This is a genomic window from Micromonospora sp. SD12 (assembly GCF_052068495.1).
Lineage (GTDB): Bacteria > Actinomycetota > Actinomycetes > Mycobacteriales > Micromonosporaceae > Micromonospora > Micromonospora echinofusca.
Map to the genome: position 1 here is coordinate 513,571 of NZ_JBQHDF010000002.1, position 18,899 is coordinate 532,469.

An 18,899-nucleotide genomic window follows, 5' to 3' on the forward strand; every position below is an offset into this window, starting at 1 on the left:
ATCATCGAGCCATGCCTCTGATCGAAGTGGTACGTGGTGACATCACCCGCGAGGCCGTCGACGCCATCGTCAACGCGGCGAACGAGTCGCTGCTCGGCGGCGGTGGCGTCGACGGGGCCATCCACCGGGCGGCGGGACCGCGGCTGGCGCAGGCGGGCGCCGCCCTCGCGCCGTGCGACCCGGGCGAGGCCGTCGCCACCCCCGCGTTCGACCTCGACCCGCCCGTACGCCACGTCATCCACACGGTCGGTCCGGTGTGGGAGGGCGGCGGCCACGGCGAGGCGGACGTCCTGGCGTCGTGTTACCGGCGCAGTCTCCAGGTCGCCGACGAGATCGGCGCTCGCAGCGTCGCCTTCCCCGCCATCGGCACCGGCGTCTACGGATACCCGTCCGACCAAGCGGCGACGATCGCGGTCACGACCATCAGGGCGACACCCACCGCCGTCGAACACGTCCGCCTGGTCGCCTTCGACGAGGCCACGTACCGGCTCCTGGCAGCAGCCGCGTCGGCCGACTGAGCCGGGCCAGCGTGCCAGACATCTCGCCTCGACTCCGACGTCGGATCGGCGCTGACTTTCCAGATCACGATGACGTGGTCCTTCACAAGCTGACGGGTCAGTCCGGTCGACCTGTTCGGCGACCGCTGCGAAGGCTGAAAAGGCCGTCTCCGACTGGCGGAAACGGCCTGAACTGGGTGGAGTTGAGGGGATTCGAACCCCTGACCCCCTCGATGCGAACGAGGTGCGCTACCGGACTGCGCCACAACCCCTCCGCCGGCGGACCGGCATCGGTCCCACCCGGCTTTCACCGGGCGGGCCGGCGCCAAGGTTAACAGGTTCACCGCCCCTGCCGCGAACCCACCCCTCCCGCGAGCGAGATCTTGGCGCGAAACGGCCCCTCCGGGGGCCGCCAGCCACCAAGATCTCGCAAGGCGCCCCGGCGCCGGCGCAGCAGCGCCGGTCACGCCGAGTGGGAGCCGCGACCGGACTGGTAGGGGCGGCCGCGCAGGCCGCCCGAGCGGCGGTAGGAGACGGAGCCGCCGTTGGCCGCCGCCGGCAGGTCCGCCGGACGGTCCAGGCCCATCGCGGCGCGTCGTACCACCTCGCGCTGGGCCGCCAGGCGGCGCTGCGCCTCCCGGCGGGCCGCCGCGCGCCGGGCCTGCTCGCGCCGCACCTCGGCCTGCCGGGCGGCCAGCCACGCCGCCTCCCGGGCCCGGGCCCGCCGCCGGCGGCGATCCGCCACGGCGAGCCGCCGCAGGTGTACGACGTACGCGACGAGCAGGGTGGCGCTGACCCCGAAGCTGATCCAGAAGCCGGGGCTGACCACGACCACGCCGATCAGCTCGACGAAGTTGAGCAGCAGCAGAGCGGCGAGCACCCGGCGGCGCCGGTAGACGGCGGGGGCGTGCTGTCGGCGGGGCGGCGGCCGACGGCGGCCCTTGCGGGGGGCCGGCGGCACGGCGCGCAGCCGCTTCGACCGGCGAGCGGCGGGGGGCGCGGAAACGGGCGCGGAGAGCCCACCGGTGCTCGCATCCTCACTGAGGGTGATGACGAGGCTACGGGGCGGGTGCACCGGGCGGCGCCCCGGCACAGTACGGCGCCGCCGGCGGCGCTGGAGCACCCGCGCCGTCGACTGCGCCCGCTCCGCCACCAGCCGCTCGGTGGCGTCGTACCGGCGAACCAGCGCCGGGGCGAGTGCGAGCAGGCCGGCGGCGGCGAGGACGGCGAGGAGCACCGAGGTCGGCACCCTCACCCCTCCCGTCACCGAATTCGGAGCAACCACCGCCCGGCCGCAGGATCTTCCACCGATGGTGGTCGGATGCGCGGATCGTACGGATGGAGCAGCGCTTGCCACAGCTTGCAGTTACTTGAGGTTACGGGCCGTGGACGCGGATGCTGACACGCCGCGCCGATCCCGTGCGTGGGACGGCTCACCCCGTGGTGGCGCGGACCCGGTGCCAGCGGGCCAGCAGCCCTCCCTCGGCGGCGACCTCCTCGCTGGTCATCGCATATCCGATGTGGTCCCGCCACGCACCGTCGATGTGCATGTAGCGCACGTGGTACGACTCCTCGCGGAACCCCAGCTTCTCCACCACCCGCCGGGACGGCCGGTTCTCGGGGCGGATGTTCACCTCGACCCGGTGCAGCCCGCCCTCGCCGAACGCGTGGTCGACCGCGAGCGCCAGCGCGGTGGGGATGACGCCGCGACCGGCCACCCGGGAGTCGACCCAGTAGCCCACGTACGCCGAGCAGAACGCCCGCCGCACGATGCTGCCCACGTTGAGATGGCCGACCAGCCGCTCCCGGCCGCCCTCGCGCAGGCAGACGGCGAACGGCATCCCCTCGCCGACGCGCGCCGAGCGGCGCTGGTCGCGGTACACCCAGCGGAACGCGGCCGGCGAGTTCAGCTCGTGCCAGTTGCCGGGGATGGACGACTCCCACGGCGCCAGCCACTCCCGGTTGGCGCGACGCACCTCCGACCAGGCGGCGGCGTCCGAACGCCGGTAGGGCCGCAGCAGCACCGGCCCGTCGGTCAGCACCGCCGGCCACCCCGGCGCCCGCCCGACCCCGAACAGACTCACGGACCAGACCTTCCGCTCGCGATCGAACACACCGATGCCCGGGCGGCGCCCGCCGGGCCACCCCCTCCGCTCGCGGCCGAGGGCACGCTCCGCGCGCTCACCGGCGCCGGTCCAGCAGAAGGACGTCCACCGTGGAGCCGGCCGCCGCGGTGGTCACCCGCTCGCCGAGCACCATCAGCCCGTTCGCCTCCGCCAGCCCCGAGAGGGTGTACGGGCCACCGTTGAGCGGCTGCACCGTGTAGCCGCCGCCGCGCCGCTCGGCGACGTGCGCGGGACGGAACTCGCGCAGCCCCACCGGGGACGAGATCGTCTCCAGCAGGTGCGCGCGGACGCTGGGCCGGAACACCGGTTCCGCCCCGGCCAGCAGGTTGATCGCCGGGCGGGCCAGCACCTCGAAGCCGATCAGGGCCGAGCCCGTGTCGCCGGGCAGGCACACCACCGGCACCTCCTCGGCGCCGACCGTGCCGAAGCCGAGCGAGGTGCCGGGATAGAGCGCGACCTCGGTGAAGGTGACGGGGCCGGCCCGGCTGCCCTCCCGGCGGGAGAGGATCCGCCGCACCATGTCGCCCGGCCCGGTGCCGGTGCCCCCCGTGGTGATGATCAGGTCGGCGCGCAGCGTCTGGTCCTCCAGCAGCCCGCGCAGCCCTTCCGGATCGTCGTCGCAGATGCCCACCCGGTACGCGAGGGCCCCCACCTCGGCCGCGGCGGCCGTCAGCGCGTGCGAGTTGGCGTCGACGGTCTGGCCGGGCTGGCTGCCCCGGCCCACGTCGACCAGCTCGTCGCCGGTGGCCACGATGACCACCCGGGGGCTGGGCCGGACCACGACGTGCCCGATGCCGGTGGCGGCGAAGACCGCCACCAGCGCCGGCGAGACGTAGGTGCCGGCCCGGGCCAGCAGGGTGCCGGCGGGCAGCTCCTCGCCGGCCCGGCGCACCCCGTACCCCCGTTTGGGGACGCGGAAGATCTCCACCGCGGCCATGCCCTGGTCGGTCCACTCGACCGGGACGACCACGTCCGCGGCGAGCGGCAGCGGCGCCCCGGCGGCGACGGAGAAGCAGGCGCCCGGGGTGAGCCGGACCGGCCGCCAACTCGCCGCGCCGAGGTCGCCGACGACGTTGAGCCGGACGGTGCGCCCGCCCGGCCCGCCGGACTGGGACGGGACGTAGCCCACGCCCCGGCCCCCTCCGGAGATGTCCTCCCAGCGGGCCGCGTACCCGTCCACGGCCGACTGGTCGAAGGCCGGGAAGGAGTGCGGCGCGACGACGTCCTCGGCGAGGACGTTGCCGTGCGCCTGGGTGAGGTCGAGGTCGAGCGGAGGCAGCGCGCGTAACCTGCGCAGCACGCTGCCCAGGTAGTCGGCGAGCGGCGTCAACTCGTTCGCGGCCGCCTCGGCGTCGGCCGACGCTGTCATGTACCAGTCACGCCCGACGCGTCGGTGTTGACGAACTCGGCCAGCCACTTGCGGAACTCGGCGCCGAGGTCGTCGCGCTCGGCGGCGATCTGCACCACGGTCTGGAGGTAGCCCAGCGGCATGCCGGTGTCGTAGCGGGTGCCCCGGTAGACGATCGCGTGCACCGGCGTGCCCTCGTTGCGCAGCAACTCCATCGCGTCGGTGAGCTGGATCTCCCCGCCGCTGCCCGGCTCCGTCCGCCGGATCGCGTCGAAGATGCTGGCCGGCAGCACGTAGCGGCCCAGCACCGCGAGGTTGCTCGGCGCGTCCTCCGGCTTGGGCTTCTCCACCATGCCGGTGACCCGCACGACCTCGCCGATGTCGGTCAGCTCCGCCTCCGCCGGCTCCACCGAGGCGATGCCGTAGCGCTTCGTCTCGGCCGGGTCGACCTCGAAGAAGGCCAGTACCACGCCGCCGGTGCGCGCCTGGAGCTCCAGCATGGCCGGCAGCAGCGGCTCGGCGGGCTTGACGAACTCGTCGCCCAGCAGCACCGCGAAGGGCTGGCCGCCGACGTGCGACTCGGCGTAGCCGACCGCGTGGCCCAGGCCGAGCTGCTCGGGCTGGCGGCAGGTGTAGATCTCGGCCAGTTCGCTGGGGCCGCGTACGGCGGCCAGCCGCTCGGCGTCGCCCTTCGCCTCCAGCCGCGCCTCCAGGTCGGGGCGGCGGTCGAAGTGGTCGACCATCGAGGTCTTGCCCCGGCCCGTGATCAGCAGCACGTCACCGATGCCGGCCTGGGTGGCCTCCTCGACGATGTACTGCAACACCGGGCGGTCGACCACCGGGAGCAGCTCCTTGGGCACCGCCTTCGTGGCCGGCAGGAACCGGGTGGCCAGACCGGCCGCCGGGATGACGGCCTTGACCGCGCGGGAGCGACCGGTTGCGGCGGTCGCCGTTGAGGGGTTCGCTGAGTGCTCCGACATGTCGCGAGACTATCGGCCACGGCTCTGTCGTGGAGGGTGAGGACCGGAAGACGCGCCGCCGCAGGGACCGGGCCGCACCGGGTCGGGCGCGGCCGGCTCGCCCCCCGCGGTGGTGTCGGCGGGATCGGCCGGTTCGGGGTGGGCCCGCACCGGCTGGCGGGGGGCGCCGGCGCGCGGCATCCCGTCCTCGGGGGTCACCGCCGCGGCCGGGACGGGGATCTCCCGCGCCGGTGGACCCGCCCGCTCCTCGGCGATGCGCCAGGTGTCCCGGCCGGCCGCCTTCGCGGCGTAGAGCGCGTCGTCGGCGGCGTCCAGCACCTGCTGGCCGGTGCCGCCGTGGTCGGGGTGCACGGCGATGCCGATGGAGACGGTGACTGCGATGGCCACGGCCGCGCCGCCGTGCCCGCCGGCGGCGATCGGGGCGTCGCGGACCGCCGCGCCGAGCCGCTCCGCGACGATCGCCGCGCCCCGGGCGTCGGTCTCCGGCAGCAGCAGCACGAACTCCTCGCCGCCCTGCCGGAAGGCGAGGTCGACCTCGCGGATCTCGCCGCGCACCCGCCGGGCGAACTCGGCCAGCACGGCGTCGCCGGCCGCGTGCCCGTAGGTGTCGTTGACGGCCTTGAAGCGGTCCAGGTCGAGGGCGAGGACGCTCAGCATCCGGCCGAACCGGGTCGCCCGCTCGACCTCCCGGCGGATCGACTCCCGCAGGTAGCGGTAGTTCCACAGCCCGGTGAGCGGATCGGTCAGCGAGAGCCGCTGCGCCTCCTCGTGCACCCGGACGTTGTCGACCGCCACGGCGGCGTGACCGGCGAAGGTGCGCAGCGTGACGAGGTCGTCGTCGTCGAACTCGTCCGCGCCGAGCCGGTCGTAGAGGGCCAGCACGCCGAGCGCCCCGGTGGGGACGGCGGGCTCCGGCCCGGGGCGGAGGGCCGAGGAGTCGCGGGCGGTCGCGTCGGTCGGGCCGGGGGCGGCGAACGGCACCGCGATGTACGTGCGGCAGACCGGCTCCCCGGGCGGCGCGGCGGACGGCTCCACCCGGCCCCGGCGCGGCTCCCCGGTGGCCGCGACCGCGCCCACCACGCCGCTGCCCAGCGGCACCCGCAACGGCCCCGACCCCTCGTCCGCCGCCCCGGCCTCCTCCAGCCCCTCGGTGCACTGCGCGACGAGCACCCCGCCGTCGTCGACGAGCAGCACCGCGCCGGCCCGGGCGCCGGTCGCGGCGATCGCGCTGTGCAGGATCACCCGCAGGATGCGTTGCAGGTCGTGCGTGCTGGCGAGGGTGTCCCCCAGCACGGCGAGGTGCCCGCGCAGCTGGTCCCGGCTGCTGGTCAGCGCCGCCACGTAGGTGCCCGTCTCGCGGGTCATCCGGTTGAAGGCACCGGCCAGCCGGCCGATCTCGTCCCGGCTGCGCACCGGCACCCGGGCGGTCAGGTCGCCGCGCGCCACCCGGTCCACCGCGCCCGCCAGCTCGACCAGCGGGCGGGTCGTCACCCGGGCCAGCCGCCAGGCGACCACCAGGGCCAGCAGGGTGGCCACCAGCACCGCCGAGCCCAGTGCGACGTACAGACCCCGGGGGCGTTCGCTGGGCACCGAGAGCACCAGCGGCAGGGGTTGCCCGGAGGACGGGCCGACCCGGCGGACGTACCGCCCGTCGGGCGTCTCGGTGACCCGCTCGCCGTGCAGCGTGCCGGCGGCGGCGAGCACGGCGTCGCGTACGGCGGTCGACTCGGTGCTGTGGGCGAGCCGGACGGGCGCCGAGGCATCGTCGAGCAGGGTGACCGCCACCCCCGTCACGGCCGCGAGGCGCGCCACGAACGCCGGGTCGACCGGCTGCGCGGCGGTGACCGCGCCCAGCGGTCCGCCGGCCCGGTCGTGCAGGTCGGCCCGGGCCGCGAGCGCCCGCACCGGCCCGGCGACCGGCGGGCCGGCGCAGTCGCGCCACGGCTCGGCGGGGCCGCCGGGCGTGGCGTAGGTGACCCGGCCGGCGACGTCGGTGACCCGCACGGCGGCGGCCAGGTTGCGGCGGACGGCCTGGGTCGCGGCGGCCGGTCGGTCACTGGTCAGGGCGACCGCGTCGGCGGCGGCCCGCAGCTGCTGGCAGAGGGCGGCGACCGAGGTGCGCACGGTCGCGGCGGCCACCGCCAGCCGCTCGGTCGAGCGGCTGGAGTCGACCGCCGCCACGGTCGCCCCGACGAACATCACCCCGAGCACCACCGGGCCGAGCGCCACCGCCAGGAAGGCTGTGGTCAACCGCCCGCGTAGCGTCACTCGGTCCCCCCGGAAGTTCCGCCGCCGTTGCTTGCGATGCTGACACAGAGCCACCAGGGGGCAAGCGTTGCGTCAGGAGTGTTGCGTGCCCGATTTTTCTCATGGAGCGGAAGAGGCGAAGCGGGAAGCGCGCGCCGCCGTGCTCGCCCGCCGCCGGGCGCTGGGCGCGCCGCGGCGGGCCGACGCCGCCGGGCGCGTCCAGGCCGAGCTGGTGGCTCTCGTACGCCGGCTGCGCCCACCGAGGATGACGGCGTACGTGCCGGTCGGCTCCGAGCCGGGCGGGCCCGACCTGCCGGCGGTGCTGCACGCGGCGCTGCCGCCGGGCGGGGAGCTGCTGCTGCCGGTGCTCCGCGACGACCTCGACCTCGACTGGGCGGCCTGGATCGGGCCGGACGACCTGGTGGCCGCCGGGCGGGGGATGCGCGAGCCGGCGGGGCCGCGGCTGGGCCGGGCGGCGGTCGCCGGGGCGGCGCTGGTGGTGGTGCCGGCGCTGGCCGTGGACCGCCGGGGGCTGCGGCTGGGCCGGGGCGGCGGCTCGTACGACCGGGCGCTGGCCCGGGTGCCGGCGGCCACCCTGACCGTGGTGCCGCTGCACGACGGCGAGCTGGTGGCGGCGCTGCCCGCCGAGCCGCACGACCGGCCGGTGCGCGCGGTCGTCACGCCCGCCGAGGGGCTGCGTACGCTGGACGCCGCCCCGGGTGTCACGGACCACACTTCCGCTGGACGGATCCGGGGGCGATGACGCACCATTGGCACTCGAATACGTCGAGTGCCAACCGGCCGTGTCCAGATCCGGAGGAGAACGTGCCCACGTACCAGTACGCCTGCACCGCGTGCGGTCACCAGCTCGAGGCGGTGCAGTCCTTCTCCGACTCGCCGCTGACCGAGTGCCCGGCGTGTGAGGGACGGCTGCGGAAGGTCTTCAACTCCGTCGGCATCGTGTTCAAGGGGTCGGGCTTCTACCGTACGGACTCGCGCTCGTCCGGCTCGGACACCGCGAGCAGCGGCGCCGCCGCCAAGCCGGCGAAGTCGGAATCGTCCTCCGGCGGCGACTCCGGCTCGACCAGCTCGTCGTCGGCGGGTTCGTCCTCGTCGTCGGGCTCGTCCTCGTCGGCGGGCGCGGGCGGCTCCTCCGGCGGCGGTGGGGGCAAGACCCCGGCCGCCAGCACCGCCAGCGCCTCCTGACCCACCCCACGGGCGGGCCGGGTCAGTCCCAGTGCGGGGGGCGCTCCGCGAGCAGCCAGTCGTCGTTGCCGCCGGAGCGCTCGCCCCACCCCCGGTCGGTGTCGTCGGCGGTCTGCTCGGGCAGCACCACGAAGTCGTCGCTGAGGTCGACCGTGCGGTCGTCGTCGCCGCGTACCGCCGGGGTGCCCGGATCCTCGGTGATGCTCACGAGCGGCAAGACTAGCGCAGCCGCCACCGGCGGGACCGGCGACGAACCGCCGGGCCGACGCGTCCGGCCGGTCGGCGGGCCACGGCGTTGGTAGCGTCGGACGGCGTGACGACCCCCACCTCCGGCGGCGCCCCGGACGAGTACTGGCGGCGCCCCGACGCCTCGCCCGAGCGGCCCACGGGCGCGCCGGCGGGGTCGGCCGTGTCGCCCCCGGTGCGGGAGAGCGGCTACGCGGGCCCGCCCGCGACCACCCCGCCCCCGGCCGGGTGGCGCCCGCCGGTGCACCTGCGACCGCCACCGCCCCGACGACTGCCGCCGCAGGACATGGCGGAACTCGACGCGGCCGAGCAGCGGGCCCAGCGGCTCACGTACGGCGTGGGCACGGTGGCCGCCGTGGTGCTGGTGATCCTCGTCTGCGTGCTCTGCTCCCGGCTCGTGTTCTGACCGGGTACGGCCCGGCGCCGTCGGCGGGACGTCAGAGGGTGTTGCCCCAGACCGCCTCGGCCCCGGAGTGCCCGGTCAGATAGACGTAGACGAGGCTGACGACGCCGAGCGCCACCACCACGACCGACAGCGCCGGGGTCGCCCAGGACGGCAGCTTCGGCACCCGCCGGTGCCCGCTCGTCACGAACAGCAGCAGCAACGACGCCACGGCCAGCGGCAGCACCCAGCGGAACAGGATGTCGCCGTAGCGCGAGTGCGTGAAGATCTGCTCCACGATCGGGCCCTGCATGCCCCGGGCGAGGAACGCGTCGGTCAACTCCTCCCCCGACTCGACGGCGACGAAGGCCGACACCGGCGCCACCACGGCGAGGATCGCCACCGCCCAGTCCAGCCGCGCCCGGAACCGGGGCAGCGCCACGTACGCGGCGGAGAGCAGGGCCAGCAGCGGCACGAGCACGACGACCGCGTGCACCACCAGCACGTGGGCCGGCAGACCCAGGATCTCCTTGAACATCCACACCTCCGGCGGTACGCGGTCGCGGGCTGCCAGCGTACGGTGCGCCGGCGGGCCCGCCCAGATCGTCTCGACCGTGAACACGCGCCCGGGGCCGGTCCGGTTCACCACCGCACTGCCCCAGCCCGGACGGCGACGCCCCGCCCGGGGCGGCCTGCCGGGCGACCGGGCTGTGGCCGGCGCCACGCTGCCGCGGAGACCGGTTGTCGCTCTCCGGGCCGCGTGCTGTCATTGGCAGATGCCCGGTGGTGAGGAACTGCTCCGGTCGAGGGGCCTGCGGGTCACCCGGCCGCGCCTCGCCGTGCTCGACGTGCTGGCCGCCGGCGGTCACCTCGAGGTCGACGAGATCACCCGCCGGGTCCGCGAACGCCTCGACTCGGTCTCCACCCAGGCGGTCTACGACGTGCTGGGCGCCCTGTCGCGGGCCGGGCTGTCCCGCCGCATCGAGCCGGCCGGCAGCCCCGCCCGCTACGAGGCCCGGGCCGGGGACAACCACCACCACGTCGTCTGCCGGGGCTGCGGCGAGATCGCCGACATCGACTGCGCGGTCGGCAGCGCGCCCTGCCTGGACCCGGACATCGCCCACGGCTTCGAGGTCGACGAGGCGGAAGTGACGTTCTGGGGCCTCTGCCCCACCTGCCAGGCCCGCCGCTCCGCCGACGACTGACGCCCGGCGGCCCTCCGCGCGGCGCGCGGCGGCGGGGCGTGGCACGCTTGGCCGGTGGACTCCGATGACCTCGGCCTCTTCGGTCCGGGTTCGGTCACGTGGAAGGTGCACGAGGAGCCGATCCTGATCGTCGCCGGCCTGCGTTCGCTCTATCTCCAGTCGCTGCACCCCCGGGCCATGGCCGGGGTCGCCCAGAACAGCAACTACCGCTCCGACGCCTGGGGCCGCCTGGTGCGCACCGCCACCTACGTGGGCACCACCATCTACGGCACCACCGCCGAGGCGGAGGCCGCCGGGCTGCGCGTACGCCGCCGGCACGCCCGCCTGCGGGCCACCGACCTGTTCACCGGGGAGGAGTTCCGCGTCGACGACCCCGACCTGCTGCGCTGGGTGCACGTCACCGAGGTCGAGTCGTTCCTCGACACGGCCCGCCGGGCCGGGCTGCCGCTGACCGCCGACGAGGTCGACGGCTACTACACCGAGCAGCGGCGCTCGGCCGCCCTGGTCGGCCTCGACCCGGAGACCGTCCCCGGCACCGCCGCCGAGGTGGCCGACTACTACCGGCGGGTCCGCCCCGAGCTGCGGATGACCCGCGAGGCGGCCGAGACGGCGCTCTTCCTCACCGCGCCGCCGATCCCGTGGAAGCTCGGCCTGCCCGCCCGGATCGGGCTCAACCTCGGGCCGCCCCGCTGGGCGTACTTCGGCATCGCCGGCACCGCCCTCGCGCTGCTGCCGGCCTGGGCCCGGCGGATGTACGGCGGGCTGGGCCTGCCCACGACCGCGCTCTCCGCCGACCTGAGCGTCCGGGCGCTGCGGCTGACCCTCGCCACGTTGCCCCGCCGGTGGCGGGAGGGCCCGTTGCAGCAGGCCGCCAGGGAACGCGCCGCCCGGCTCACCGGCACGCCGGCCTGAGGGCGACGGCTGGGCGGCTGCCGACTCGGCCGTGCCGGGCCGCTCAGTCCTGGCCGGGCACCGGCTCGGTGGCGCGCTCGACGGCCGCCCACGGCTCCTTGCCCGGGGCCTGCGCCCCCACCGGGCAGGTGCGCCGGTAGTCGCACCAGCCGCAGCGTGGGCCGGGTGTGGTCGGGAACGCCTCGTCGGGATCCTCCCCGTCGACCACCGCCCGCTCGGCGGCCATGATGTCGCGGGCGGTCTCCTCCGCCCGGGTGAGCTGCCGGGCCAGGGACTCCACCGTGTGCTCGTGCGCGGCCACGGTGCCGGTAGGCAGGTGGTGCAGCTCCACCCGGCGGCACGGCCGGCGGAACACCCGCTCGGCGGCGTACGCGTAGAGCGCCAGCGCCTGCGAGCCGCGCGCGTCGTCGGCGTCCAGCCCGGTGCGGCCCGTCTTGTAGTCGACGATCACCAGCTCCGGGCCGTCGGGCCCGGGGCGGGAGTCGATCCGGTCGGCCCGGCCGTTGAAGGCCAGCACGGCGGTCTTGACCGCCACGACGCGCTCCACGCCGAGCGGGTCGACGCCGGGCTCCAGGGTCTCGACGTAGGACTCCAGCCAGCCCAGGGCCCGGCGGTAGGCCGCCCGCTCCTGCTCGTCGTCGCGGTAGCCCTCGCGCACCCAGGTGCCCTTGAGCAACGCGGCGAGGGCCTCCGGCCGGCGCCGCTCGGGGCTCAACGCATACCAGTTCTTCAGGGCGGTGTGCACGCTCGCGCCGAGGGAGTTGTGCGCCCACGGCGGGCCCTTCTGCGGGGCTGGACGGTCGACGTAGGAGTAGCGGTAGCGCCGGGGACAGTCGGCGTAGGCGCCCAGCTTGCTGGGGGTGCAGACGAAGAGCCGTTCCGGCATGCCCTCGAAGCCGAGCTGCTCGGGCTGCTCGCCGCGCTGCCGGGGCGCCCGGCCGCCGCCGGTGGAGGACCGTCCCGCTGAAGAGGCTCGTCGCACACCGCGATCCTGCCATCCACCCCCGACGGGACCGGCCGCCGGTCAGGTCATGTTGGCGTACTGGGTCACGAACGCGGCCACCGCGTCCGCGATGAGCTGCACCGCGATGGCGGCCAGCAGCAGGCCGGCGATCCGCGTCAGCACCTCGATCCCGCCGGGACGCAGGATCTTGACGATCCCGCCGGAGAACCGGAGCACGACCCACACGGTGAGCATCACGGCCACGATCGCGGCGGCGATGGCCGTGACGTCCGCCCCGCCGTCGGCCTGCTGGACGAAGAGCATGGTGGCCACGATGGCGCCGGGACCGGCCAGCAGCGGCGTACCCAGCGGCACCAGGGCGATGTTCGAGGTGACCTGCTGGCTCGGGTCGTCGGCCTTGCCGGTCAGCAGCTCCAGCGCCACCAGGATGAGCAGCAGCCCGCCGGCGGCCTGGAGGGCCGGCAGGTCCACGTGCAGGTAGTCGAGCAGCGTCTGCCCCGCCACCGCGAAGATCACGATCACGCCCAGCGCCAGGGCGACGGCCTGCCAGGCCGCCCGGTTGCGATCCCGCGCCGTCAGGGGGCCGGTCAGCGCCAGGAAGATGGGCATCATGCCCGGTGGGTCGACGATCACCAGCAGGGTCACGAAGACCTCGCCGAACAGCTTGGCATCCACGTGATCAACGTAGCCGCGCCGCCGGAGACGGAAACGCGGATCAGCCGGAAGCGACCTCGGTCACCCCGCGCGCCTCGGCGACGATCCGCTCGTACGCCTCCGGGTCGGTGGTGAACGCGCCGAGCCGGACGGTCTTGTGCGTGCCGTGGAAGTCCGACGAGCCGGTCACCAGCAGGCCCAGCTCGTCGGCCAGGGCCCGGACGTGCGCCCGTTCGGCCGGCGAGTGGTCCTCGTGGTCGGCCTCCAGCCCCGCCAGCCCGATCGCGGCCAGGTCGGCGATCAGCTCGTCGGGCACGATCCGCCCCCGCCGGCTGGCCCTGGGGTGGGCGAAAACGGGCACGCCGCCCGCCGCGCGCACGAGCCGGACCGCGCGGAAGACGTCGATGTCCTCCTTGGGCAGCCGGTAGCGCTCGCCCAGCCAGTCCGGCCCGAACGCCTCCGTCGTCGTGGTCACCAGGCCGGCCCGGATCAGCGCCTGCGCGATGTGCGGCCGGCCCACGGTCCCGCCGGCCGCGCCGGCCAGGATCTCGGACCAGCTCACGTCGATCCCGTCGGCCCGCAGCAGCGCCACGATCCGCTCGCCCCGCTCCTCCCGGGCGGCCCGCACCCGGGCCAGCTCCGCCACGAGTTCCGGCGCGTCCGGATCGAACAGGTACGCCAGCAGGTGCAGCGGCACCGGGGGTTCCTCGCCGTACCAGCGGCAGGAGAGTTCCGCGCCCCGGACCAGGCTGAGCCCGGCCGGCAGCGCCGCCAGCGCGGGCGCCCAGCCGGCCGTGGTGTCGTGGTCGGTGATCGCCACCACGTCCAGCCCCGACTCCGCCGCCGCCCGTACCAGCTCGGCCGGGCCGAGCGTGCCGTCGCTGGCGGTGGAGTGGGTGTGCAGGTCGATCCGCGGTGCCGCGCTCATCGGCCCGACGCTACCGCCCGGGGGGCGCGGACGCGCTCAGGAGGGGCCCTCGCCGCCCACCGGCACCGGGCGTCCCCCGGAAGGCAGGCCGGTCACGGGTGTGGGCAGGGCCGCCTCGCCGTCGAGCACCCGGCCCACCTCGACCCGCACCAGGGCGCCGGAGGTGTCGGAGTAGTGGGCCGTGCCCTGCGGCGTCCAGACCACCGGCCCGGCAGCGGGCGGACCGGCGGGGCGGGCCGCCGGGGCGGCGAGCCGGTCCAGGTCGACCAGCAACGCCCGGTCCCGCCCGCTCACCCTGCCGTTGGCCAGGAGCCACCGCCCGTCGGCGGAGACCGCGCCGGCGCCGGCGACGGTCAGCGTCGGCCCGCAGCCCGTCCGCACCGGCGCGAGGTCGCGGGCCGGGTCGAGCAGGGCGAGGCAGGGCCGGCGGGGGGTTCCGGCGGACACCAGCGCGACCACCAGGCCGTCGGGGCGCGTCGCGTAGACGTGCAGGGCGGCGTCACCCGCCCCGCGCGGCGGGCCCGCCGCCGGGCGCCACAGGGCGTGGCCGGCGCGCGCCGGGTCGAGGCGGACCAGGACGGTGTCGCCGGCGAAGCCGACCGGCACCGCGGTGGTGGACACCGGGGTCCGGGCGGCGGCGACGACCTGGGTGCCGACGATGCCCGCGGCGACCAGATCCGTCCCCTCCCGCCAGGCGACCTGCCGCCCGTCGGGGCTGAGGACGATGTCCCGCGCCCCGGCCAGGAGCAGGTGTGCCGCGCCCTGCGGCTGCACCACCCACAGCGAGCGGCCGGCCGTCGTGGGCGCGCCCACCACCGCCCAGCCGGCCCGGTCGGGGAGCCGCTGGGCGCGCTCGGCTGCCCGGCCCACGTCGGGCAGGGCGAGCCGCGGTCCGTCGGCGGTGACCAGGACGTCGGCGAGGATGAGATCCACCTCGCCGCGCCCCAGGTCGGGCTGCGGGGCGGCCGAGAGCTGCGGGGTCGGCTCCGCCAGCGGCGAGGCGTACGGGTCGCCGAGCACCACGGTGGGGTGGGTCGGCCGCCCGGGCTGCTGCCCCAACTGCGCCATCCCGGCGCTGACCGTCACGGTGGCCACGGCGGCGAGGGCGATCCCGGTCAGCGTCCGCCGGCGCCGGGACCGGTCGGCCCGCCGGATCGCCAGCCCCGCCGGATCGGCGACGAGCGGGCGCGCGACGGCCACCCGGCGGGCGAACGCCTCCCGTACCGCCTGCTCCAGCTCGTCCTGGGTCACGGCGAATGGACGCGTCGGGCCGTCGGTCCGGTTGTCACCATGGCCGGCCGGACGGCTCACCGGTGCTCTCCGGTGCCGGTGCGGGCGGCCTGTCGCCCGTGTCGCCCCTCGCCGGCGGTACGCGGCGCCGGCCCGGCCCCGGCCCGCGCCCCCGAGGCCACGGGCACCGGATCGCCCGCTGACTCTTCGGCCGTTCCGGCGGGCGGCGGGCCGCCCGCGGCGTCCGGGGCGGCGGGCCCTGCGGCCCGGATCGGAAGGCCGGTCGCGGGGCCGTCGGGAACGGAGAGGGTGTTTCCGCTCCTGCCCGGGGTGGCGTCCGGGCCGCCCACGGTGGTCGGTGGGGCGTTCGTCGCCGCGACCACGGCCGCGGCGTCCTCCCCCACCACCATCGTCGGGGCCCCGTAGGCCGTCGACGGACGGATCGGTGCGGGACGGCCGGCACCGCCGTGCGTCGGGGCGCGACCGGTCCCGCCGGTGGCGGGGGCGGCAGGTTCCGGGCCGCCGTGCGCCGGGACAGGACGACCGGCGCCGCCGGGGACGGGGCGACCGGCGCCGCCGGGGGCGGACGCGTGCGTGCCGTCGGTGCGGGCCGGGTCGGTCCCGGCGGGCAGGTCGAGGACGGCCTCGGCGCCCATCCGGCGGCGCAGGGTGCCCAGGGCGCGCGAGGTCTGGCTCTTGACCGTGCCCGGCGAGATGCCGAGCAGGGCGGCGGTCTGCGCCTCGGACATGTCCTCGTAGAAGCGCAGCACGAGCACCGCCCGCTGCCGGCTGGGCAGCGCGCTCAGGTGGCGCCAGAGCAGGTCCCGGTCGAGCTGCTGCTCGATCTCGTCGACCCCGGCCCGCTCGGGCAGCACCTCGGTGGGGCGTTCACCGTGCCAGCGCCGGCGCCACCAGCTCGTCGATGTGTTGATCATGACCCGGCGGGCGTACGGCTCGATCGCCTCGATCCCGCCGAGCCGCTTCCAGGCCAGGTACGTCTTGGTCAACGAGGTCTGCAACAGGTCCTCGGCGGTGGCCCAGTCACCGCTGAGCAGGTAGGCCGTGCGCAGCAGGGCGCTGGAGCGGGCCGCGACGAAGTCGCGGAACTCCTCCTCCAGGGGATCCCTGCTCACCACCGGCCACCTCCGCGCCCCGTTCCCCTGGCAGGTTGCCACGCCGGGGGCGGTCGGGTCGACGGCGAACGGTGCGCAGTTCCTCCGATGTTCGGACGAAAAGTTTCACGCCCCGTCGTCGGCCTTGGCCTCGTCGGCCTCCTTGCCCAGCCGCGCCTCGACCGCCTGCGGCTCGTACATCTCCTCGACGACGCGCAGGTAGAGCTCGTTCGGGTTGGGCAGATTCTTGATCTCGCGCAGCGCCTGCTCCTGACCGGCGGACTCCAGCACGAACGTGCCGTAGTTGAGTGCGCGCCCGGTCGGGCTCTGCTCGTACTTCATGTCGGTGACCCGGGTCAGCGGCATCATCGCGACCTTCCGGGTGATGATGCCGTTGACCACCATCACCCGCTTGTTGGTCAGGATGAAGCGGTCGTACCACCAGTCGGCGACCTTCCACGCCACCCAGCCCATCACGGCGAACCAGAGCAGCACGGCGATGGTGGTGAGCGCGCCCACGTCCTGCCCGGCGAGGAAGCCGGAGAGGTAGCCGAGCACGAAGGTGGCGGCCACGCCGACGAGCAGCGGGGTGGTGAGGTGCACCCAGTGCCGCTTCCATTCGCCCCGGTAGCGCTCGGTCGGGAAGAGGTAGCGCGCCACCAGCGAGCTGGGCTCGTCCTCCAGCGGCAGCACCCGGCGCGGCGCCGCGCCGGCGGCGTCGGCCCGCAGGCCGGCCAGCTCGTCCTCGGAGATCTGGGGCGGCTGGTAGCCGGCCTCCGGGTCCCGGATCCAGGCCCGGCCGGAGCGCTCCGAGCCGCCGTACGGCGACGGGTCGCCGTAGCCGGCATCGTCCGAAAAGGAGGGGCCGCCGGAGCGGCCCGGACCGGTGCCGTAGCCCGGCCCGTCGTCGGGGCCGAGCCGGGGGATCGGCTCCGTGTCTCGCTCCCGACGCTCCCGATCGGGATCGTCGGGATCGAAGGGTGGACCGGAGGGGTTTCCCATCGGTGGCTAGGCGACGAGGCTGGTGAAGAAGTCGCCGAACCCCTGGGCGATGTCCATGATCCCGCCGCCCAGCGACTTGAACACGTCCGCCGCAGAATTTGGCCGATAGGCGACGAAGAAGATCAAGAATGCGATTCCGGCCCAGGTGAGGACCTTCTTGACCATGGCGGGCCATCCTCTCGCGCGGCGCCGGGTCCCATTACCGCAGCGGCACCCAGAGTATCAGTGTGGTGTCGTACAGTGAATATCTGCGTCCGTTCTCCGACATTCCGGGTTGCCTGTCAAGCCCTGAGGCCCGTCAAGCCTTCCCGTGCAGATACGGAGAGGGTGCGCCGTACACGAGCTCGGGCGGTGTCCACTCGGTCAGGTCGTGCAAGACGACGTCTTCCGCGAGGAGGTGACCCGCACTCGCCGGCCAGGCTATCGCATGGAGCCACAATCCCCGAGCCTCGCCGGCGTACGCGCTTCGATCCGTCGGCGAGTTCACGAGCCACAGTGGAGTGGGATGACCGGCCACCTTGATCCTGGCCTGCCCCACATGCTCCGGATGCCCCGGTCCGGGATCGGTCAGCGCCTGCGCGAGTTCCGGGCCCGGATCCGGGCCGGCCAGCCCCGCGAAGCGGGTGCCCAGGCCGACGCCCGGCTCCTCGGCCACGAAGACCAGATCCGCGGGGCCCTCGCCGAGCGGAGCCGGCCCGGCGCAGGCGACCGCCGTGGCGCGCACCCCGGTGCGGTCGTCGCCGGCGTACGCCACGCCGGTCATGGTCCAGCCGGTCGGCAGCGGCCACGGGCACCACAGCGGCGCCCTCGGCCGGGCCGGCGGCTCGGCGGCGGCGACGATCCGCTCCACCACGCTGGCCACGATCTGGGCCCCGATGTGCTCGGGGACGTGCAGTGGGGGAACCGGCCCGCAGTCCAGGCAGCGCGACTCGGTGTGCATCAGGTCCGGCGCCCGCACCGGCCCACCACATTTAGGGCAACTCACCGCGACACTCACCATCCCACCGTCACCCCGTCGCGCCGCCCCGTCAAGCGGAGCGCCGGTTTCGGTGCCGCCGGAGGCCATCGGGGCGGGCGGCTCAGCCCGGCGGCGGCCCGGCGTGCGTACGGATCCAGGCGTGCATGGCGATGCCGCTGGCCACGCCGGCGTTGATCGACCGGGTGGAGCCGTACTGGGCGATGGAGAAGAGCTGGTCGCAGGCGGCCCGCGCCGGCTCGGAGAGGCCCGGCCCCTCCTGCCCGAACAGCAGGACGCAACGGCGGGGCAGGGTGGTGGTCTCCAACGGCCGGGAGCCGGGAAGGTTGTCGATGCCGACGACGGGCAGCCCGCGCCCGGCCGCCCAGGCGACGAACTCCTCGATGGTCTCGTGGTGCCGGACGTGCTGGTAGCGGTCGGTCACCATGGCACCCCGCCGGTTCCACCGCCGGCGGCCCACGACGTGCACCTCGGCGGCGAGGAAGGCGTTGGCGTTGCGGACGACCGTGCCGATGTTGAAGTCGTGCTGCCAGTTCTCGATCGCCACGTGGAAGTCGTGCCGCCGCCGGTCCAGGTCGGCCACCACGGCCTCCCGCCGCCAGTAGCGGTAGCGGTCGACGACGTTGCGCCGGTCGCCCTCGGCGAGCAGCTCGGGGTCGTAGCGCGGGTCGTCCGGCGGGTCACCGGGCCACGGTCCCACGCCGACGTCGAGCTGGTCTCCGGTCACGATCCCGCAGGGTACGGCCCGCGGACCCCGCCCCGGGCCGCGCCCCCGGCTCCCGCTCGGGCACCGGCCCCGCACCTCCAGCGGCAGCGACAGCCGAAACGGCGACCGCACTGGCGGTGGCAGCCGCGACGGCAGCGGCAGGGGCACCGGTCCGCGC

22 protein-coding genes and 1 tRNA gene are annotated in these 18,899 nt (G+C 75.6%); 6 read left to right on the forward strand and 17 right to left on the reverse strand.

Going from position 1 to position 18,899, the window contains the following annotated elements:
* Window positions 1–11: 11 nt before the first annotated feature.
* Window positions 12–518: an O-acetyl-ADP-ribose deacetylase gene (locus ACTMS2_RS06100; RefSeq protein ID WP_441174489.1), complete on the forward strand. Its 507-nt coding sequence runs from the start codon at window positions 12–14 to the stop codon at window positions 516–518.
* A gap of 177 nt (window positions 519–695) precedes the next feature.
* Here the strand turns inward: ACTMS2_RS06100 and ACTMS2_RS06105 are convergent.
* The 6 genes from ACTMS2_RS06105 to ACTMS2_RS06130 all read right to left on the reverse strand — a co-directional run bounded on the left by ACTMS2_RS06105 (window position 696) and on the right by ACTMS2_RS06130 (window position 7,219).
* A tRNA-Ala gene (locus ACTMS2_RS06105) sits at window positions 696–769 on the reverse strand.
* A gap of 191 nt (window positions 770–960) precedes the next feature.
* A complete protein-coding gene (sepX, locus tag ACTMS2_RS06110) occupies window positions 961–1,752 on the reverse strand; it encodes a divisome protein SepX/GlpR (RefSeq protein WP_441174491.1) in 792 nt (263 codons plus the stop codon).
* 178 nt (window positions 1,753–1,930) lie between these two features.
* Window positions 1,931–2,539 carry a GNAT family N-acetyltransferase gene (locus tag ACTMS2_RS06115; RefSeq protein ID WP_441174673.1) on the reverse strand — a complete coding sequence of 203 codons (609 nt, stop codon included), beginning with the start codon at window positions 2,537–2,539 and terminating at the stop codon, window positions 1,931–1,933.
* Window positions 2,540–2,678: 139 nt separating this feature from the next.
* Window positions 2,679–3,992 carry a molybdopterin molybdotransferase MoeA gene (locus tag ACTMS2_RS06120; protein WP_101414058.1) on the reverse strand — a complete coding sequence of 438 codons (1,314 nt, stop codon included), beginning with the start codon at window positions 3,990–3,992 and terminating at the stop codon, window positions 2,679–2,681.
* Window positions 3,989–4,951, reverse strand: coding sequence for a UTP--glucose-1-phosphate uridylyltransferase (locus ACTMS2_RS06125; RefSeq protein ID WP_101414057.1), 963 nt, complete (start codon window positions 4,949–4,951; stop codon window positions 3,989–3,991). The genes ACTMS2_RS06120 and ACTMS2_RS06125 overlap by 4 nt, the downstream gene beginning before the upstream one ends.
* 9 nt (window positions 4,952–4,960) lie before the next feature.
* Window positions 4,961–7,219 (reverse strand): diguanylate cyclase, encoded by a 2,259-nt coding sequence (locus ACTMS2_RS06130; RefSeq protein WP_441174492.1) that lies wholly within the window; start codon window positions 7,217–7,219, stop codon window positions 4,961–4,963.
* Between the two features lie 85 nt (window positions 7,220–7,304).
* Here ACTMS2_RS06130 and ACTMS2_RS06135 point away from each other — a divergent pair, with 85 nt between their 5' ends.
* A complete protein-coding gene (locus ACTMS2_RS06135) occupies window positions 7,305–7,961 on the forward strand; it encodes a 5-formyltetrahydrofolate cyclo-ligase (RefSeq protein WP_441174493.1) in 657 nt (218 codons plus the stop codon).
* Window positions 7,962–8,023: 62 nt separating this feature from the next.
* Window positions 8,024–8,404 (forward strand): FmdB family zinc ribbon protein, encoded by a 381-nt coding sequence (locus ACTMS2_RS06140; RefSeq protein ID WP_441174495.1) that lies wholly within the window; start codon window positions 8,024–8,026, stop codon window positions 8,402–8,404.
* Between the two features lie 22 nt (window positions 8,405–8,426).
* On the opposite strand, the gene ACTMS2_RS06145 is transcribed toward ACTMS2_RS06140, so the two are convergent.
* On the reverse strand, window positions 8,427–8,621 hold the full coding sequence (locus ACTMS2_RS06145; protein ID WP_089002131.1) for a hypothetical protein: 195 nt from the start codon (window positions 8,619–8,621) through the stop codon (window positions 8,427–8,429).
* Window positions 8,622–8,717: 96 nt separating this feature from the next.
* On the opposite strand from ACTMS2_RS06145, the gene ACTMS2_RS06150 reads away from it, so the two are divergent.
* Complete coding sequence (locus ACTMS2_RS06150) at window positions 8,718–9,056, forward strand: hypothetical protein (RefSeq protein ID WP_441174497.1); 339 nt, start codon at window positions 8,718–8,720, stop codon at window positions 9,054–9,056.
* A 31-nt stretch (window positions 9,057–9,087) separates the two neighbouring features.
* Here the strand turns inward: ACTMS2_RS06150 and ACTMS2_RS06155 are convergent, their stop codons facing one another.
* Window positions 9,088–9,570 carry a DUF2231 domain-containing protein gene (locus ACTMS2_RS06155; protein WP_441174675.1) on the reverse strand — a complete coding sequence of 161 codons (483 nt, stop codon included), beginning with the start codon at window positions 9,568–9,570 and terminating at the stop codon, window positions 9,088–9,090.
* A gap of 238 nt (window positions 9,571–9,808) precedes the next feature.
* On the opposite strand from ACTMS2_RS06155, the gene ACTMS2_RS06160 reads away from it, so the two are divergent.
* Window positions 9,809–10,237: a Fur family transcriptional regulator gene (locus tag ACTMS2_RS06160; protein ID WP_358090950.1), complete on the forward strand. Its 429-nt coding sequence runs from the start codon at window positions 9,809–9,811 to the stop codon at window positions 10,235–10,237.
* A 54-nt stretch (window positions 10,238–10,291) separates the two neighbouring features.
* On the forward strand, window positions 10,292–11,149 hold the full coding sequence (locus tag ACTMS2_RS06165) for an oxygenase MpaB family protein (RefSeq protein WP_441174499.1): 858 nt from the start codon (window positions 10,292–10,294) through the stop codon (window positions 11,147–11,149).
* Between the two features lie 43 nt (window positions 11,150–11,192).
* On the opposite strand, the gene ACTMS2_RS06170 is transcribed toward ACTMS2_RS06165, so the two are convergent.
* From ACTMS2_RS06170 to ACTMS2_RS06210, 9 genes are all read right to left on the reverse strand, one after another.
* Window positions 11,193–12,035, reverse strand: a complete 843-nt coding sequence (locus ACTMS2_RS06170) for a RecB family exonuclease (protein ID WP_441174677.1) — start codon at window positions 12,033–12,035, stop codon at window positions 11,193–11,195.
* A gap of 138 nt (window positions 12,036–12,173) precedes the next feature.
* A complete protein-coding gene (locus ACTMS2_RS06175; protein ID WP_441174501.1) occupies window positions 12,174–12,788 on the reverse strand; it encodes a MarC family protein in 615 nt (204 codons plus the stop codon).
* A 40-nt stretch (window positions 12,789–12,828) separates the two neighbouring features.
* Window positions 12,829–13,695: a PHP domain-containing protein gene (locus tag ACTMS2_RS06180; protein WP_441174503.1), complete on the reverse strand. Its 867-nt coding sequence runs from the start codon at window positions 13,693–13,695 to the stop codon at window positions 12,829–12,831.
* Between the two features lie 36 nt (window positions 13,696–13,731).
* Window positions 13,732–14,946, reverse strand: coding sequence for a hypothetical protein (locus tag ACTMS2_RS06185; protein ID WP_441174504.1), 1,215 nt, complete (start codon window positions 14,944–14,946; stop codon window positions 13,732–13,734).
* 56 nt (window positions 14,947–15,002) lie between these two features.
* Window positions 15,003–16,058 (reverse strand): SigE family RNA polymerase sigma factor, encoded by a 1,056-nt coding sequence (locus ACTMS2_RS06190; RefSeq protein ID WP_441174505.1) that lies wholly within the window; start codon window positions 16,056–16,058, stop codon window positions 15,003–15,005.
* A 105-nt stretch (window positions 16,059–16,163) separates the two neighbouring features.
* Window positions 16,164–17,039 (reverse strand): PH domain-containing protein, encoded by an 876-nt coding sequence (locus tag ACTMS2_RS06195; RefSeq protein ID WP_441174507.1) that lies wholly within the window; start codon window positions 17,037–17,039, stop codon window positions 16,164–16,166.
* A 6-nt stretch (window positions 17,040–17,045) separates the two neighbouring features.
* Window positions 17,046–17,204, reverse strand: coding sequence for a hypothetical protein (locus ACTMS2_RS06200; RefSeq protein WP_007455302.1), 159 nt, complete (start codon window positions 17,202–17,204; stop codon window positions 17,046–17,048).
* Between the two features lie 133 nt (window positions 17,205–17,337).
* Window positions 17,338–18,105, reverse strand: coding sequence for a DUF6758 family protein (locus ACTMS2_RS06205; RefSeq protein WP_441174508.1), 768 nt, complete (start codon window positions 18,103–18,105; stop codon window positions 17,338–17,340).
* Between the two features lie 13 nt (window positions 18,106–18,118).
* Window positions 18,119–18,742 (reverse strand): TrmH family RNA methyltransferase, encoded by a 624-nt coding sequence (locus ACTMS2_RS06210; RefSeq protein ID WP_441174509.1) that lies wholly within the window; start codon window positions 18,740–18,742, stop codon window positions 18,119–18,121.
* Between the last annotated feature and the right edge of the window lie 157 nt (window positions 18,743–18,899).

Excerpts from the sequence above, each read along its gene's own strand:
- ACTMS2_RS06100 (WP_441174489.1), top strand. The coding sequence starts at position 12 with ATGCCTCTGATCGAAGTGGTACGTGGTGACATCACCCGCGAGGCCGTC.
- ACTMS2_RS06120 (WP_101414058.1), bottom strand. The coding sequence starts at position 3,992 with ATGACAGCGTCGGCCGACGCCGAGGCGGCCGCGAACGAGTTGACGCCG.
- ACTMS2_RS06125 (WP_101414057.1), bottom strand. The coding sequence starts at position 4,951 with ATGTCGGAGCACTCAGCGAACCCCTCAACGGCGACCGCCGCAACCGGT.
- ACTMS2_RS06155 (WP_441174675.1), bottom strand. The coding sequence starts at position 9,570 with ATGTTCAAGGAGATCCTGGGTCTGCCGGCCCACGTGCTGGTGGTGCAC.
- ACTMS2_RS06160 (WP_358090950.1), top strand. The coding sequence starts at position 9,809 with ATGCCCGGTGGTGAGGAACTGCTCCGGTCGAGGGGCCTGCGGGTCACC.
- ACTMS2_RS06170 (WP_441174677.1), bottom strand. The coding sequence starts at position 12,035 with ATGCCGGAACGGCTCTTCGTCTGCACCCCCAGCAAGCTGGGCGCCTAC.
- ACTMS2_RS06180 (WP_441174503.1), bottom strand. The coding sequence starts at position 13,695 with ATGAGCGCGGCACCGCGGATCGACCTGCACACCCACTCCACCGCCAGC.
- ACTMS2_RS06195 (WP_441174507.1), bottom strand. The coding sequence starts at position 17,039 with ATGGGAAACCCCTCCGGTCCACCCTTCGATCCCGACGATCCCGATCGG.
- ACTMS2_RS06200 (WP_007455302.1), bottom strand. The coding sequence starts at position 17,204 with ATGGTCAAGAAGGTCCTCACCTGGGCCGGAATCGCATTCTTGATCTTC.
- ACTMS2_RS06205 (WP_441174508.1), bottom strand. The coding sequence starts at position 18,105 with ATGGCCTCCGGCGGCACCGAAACCGGCGCTCCGCTTGACGGGGCGGCG.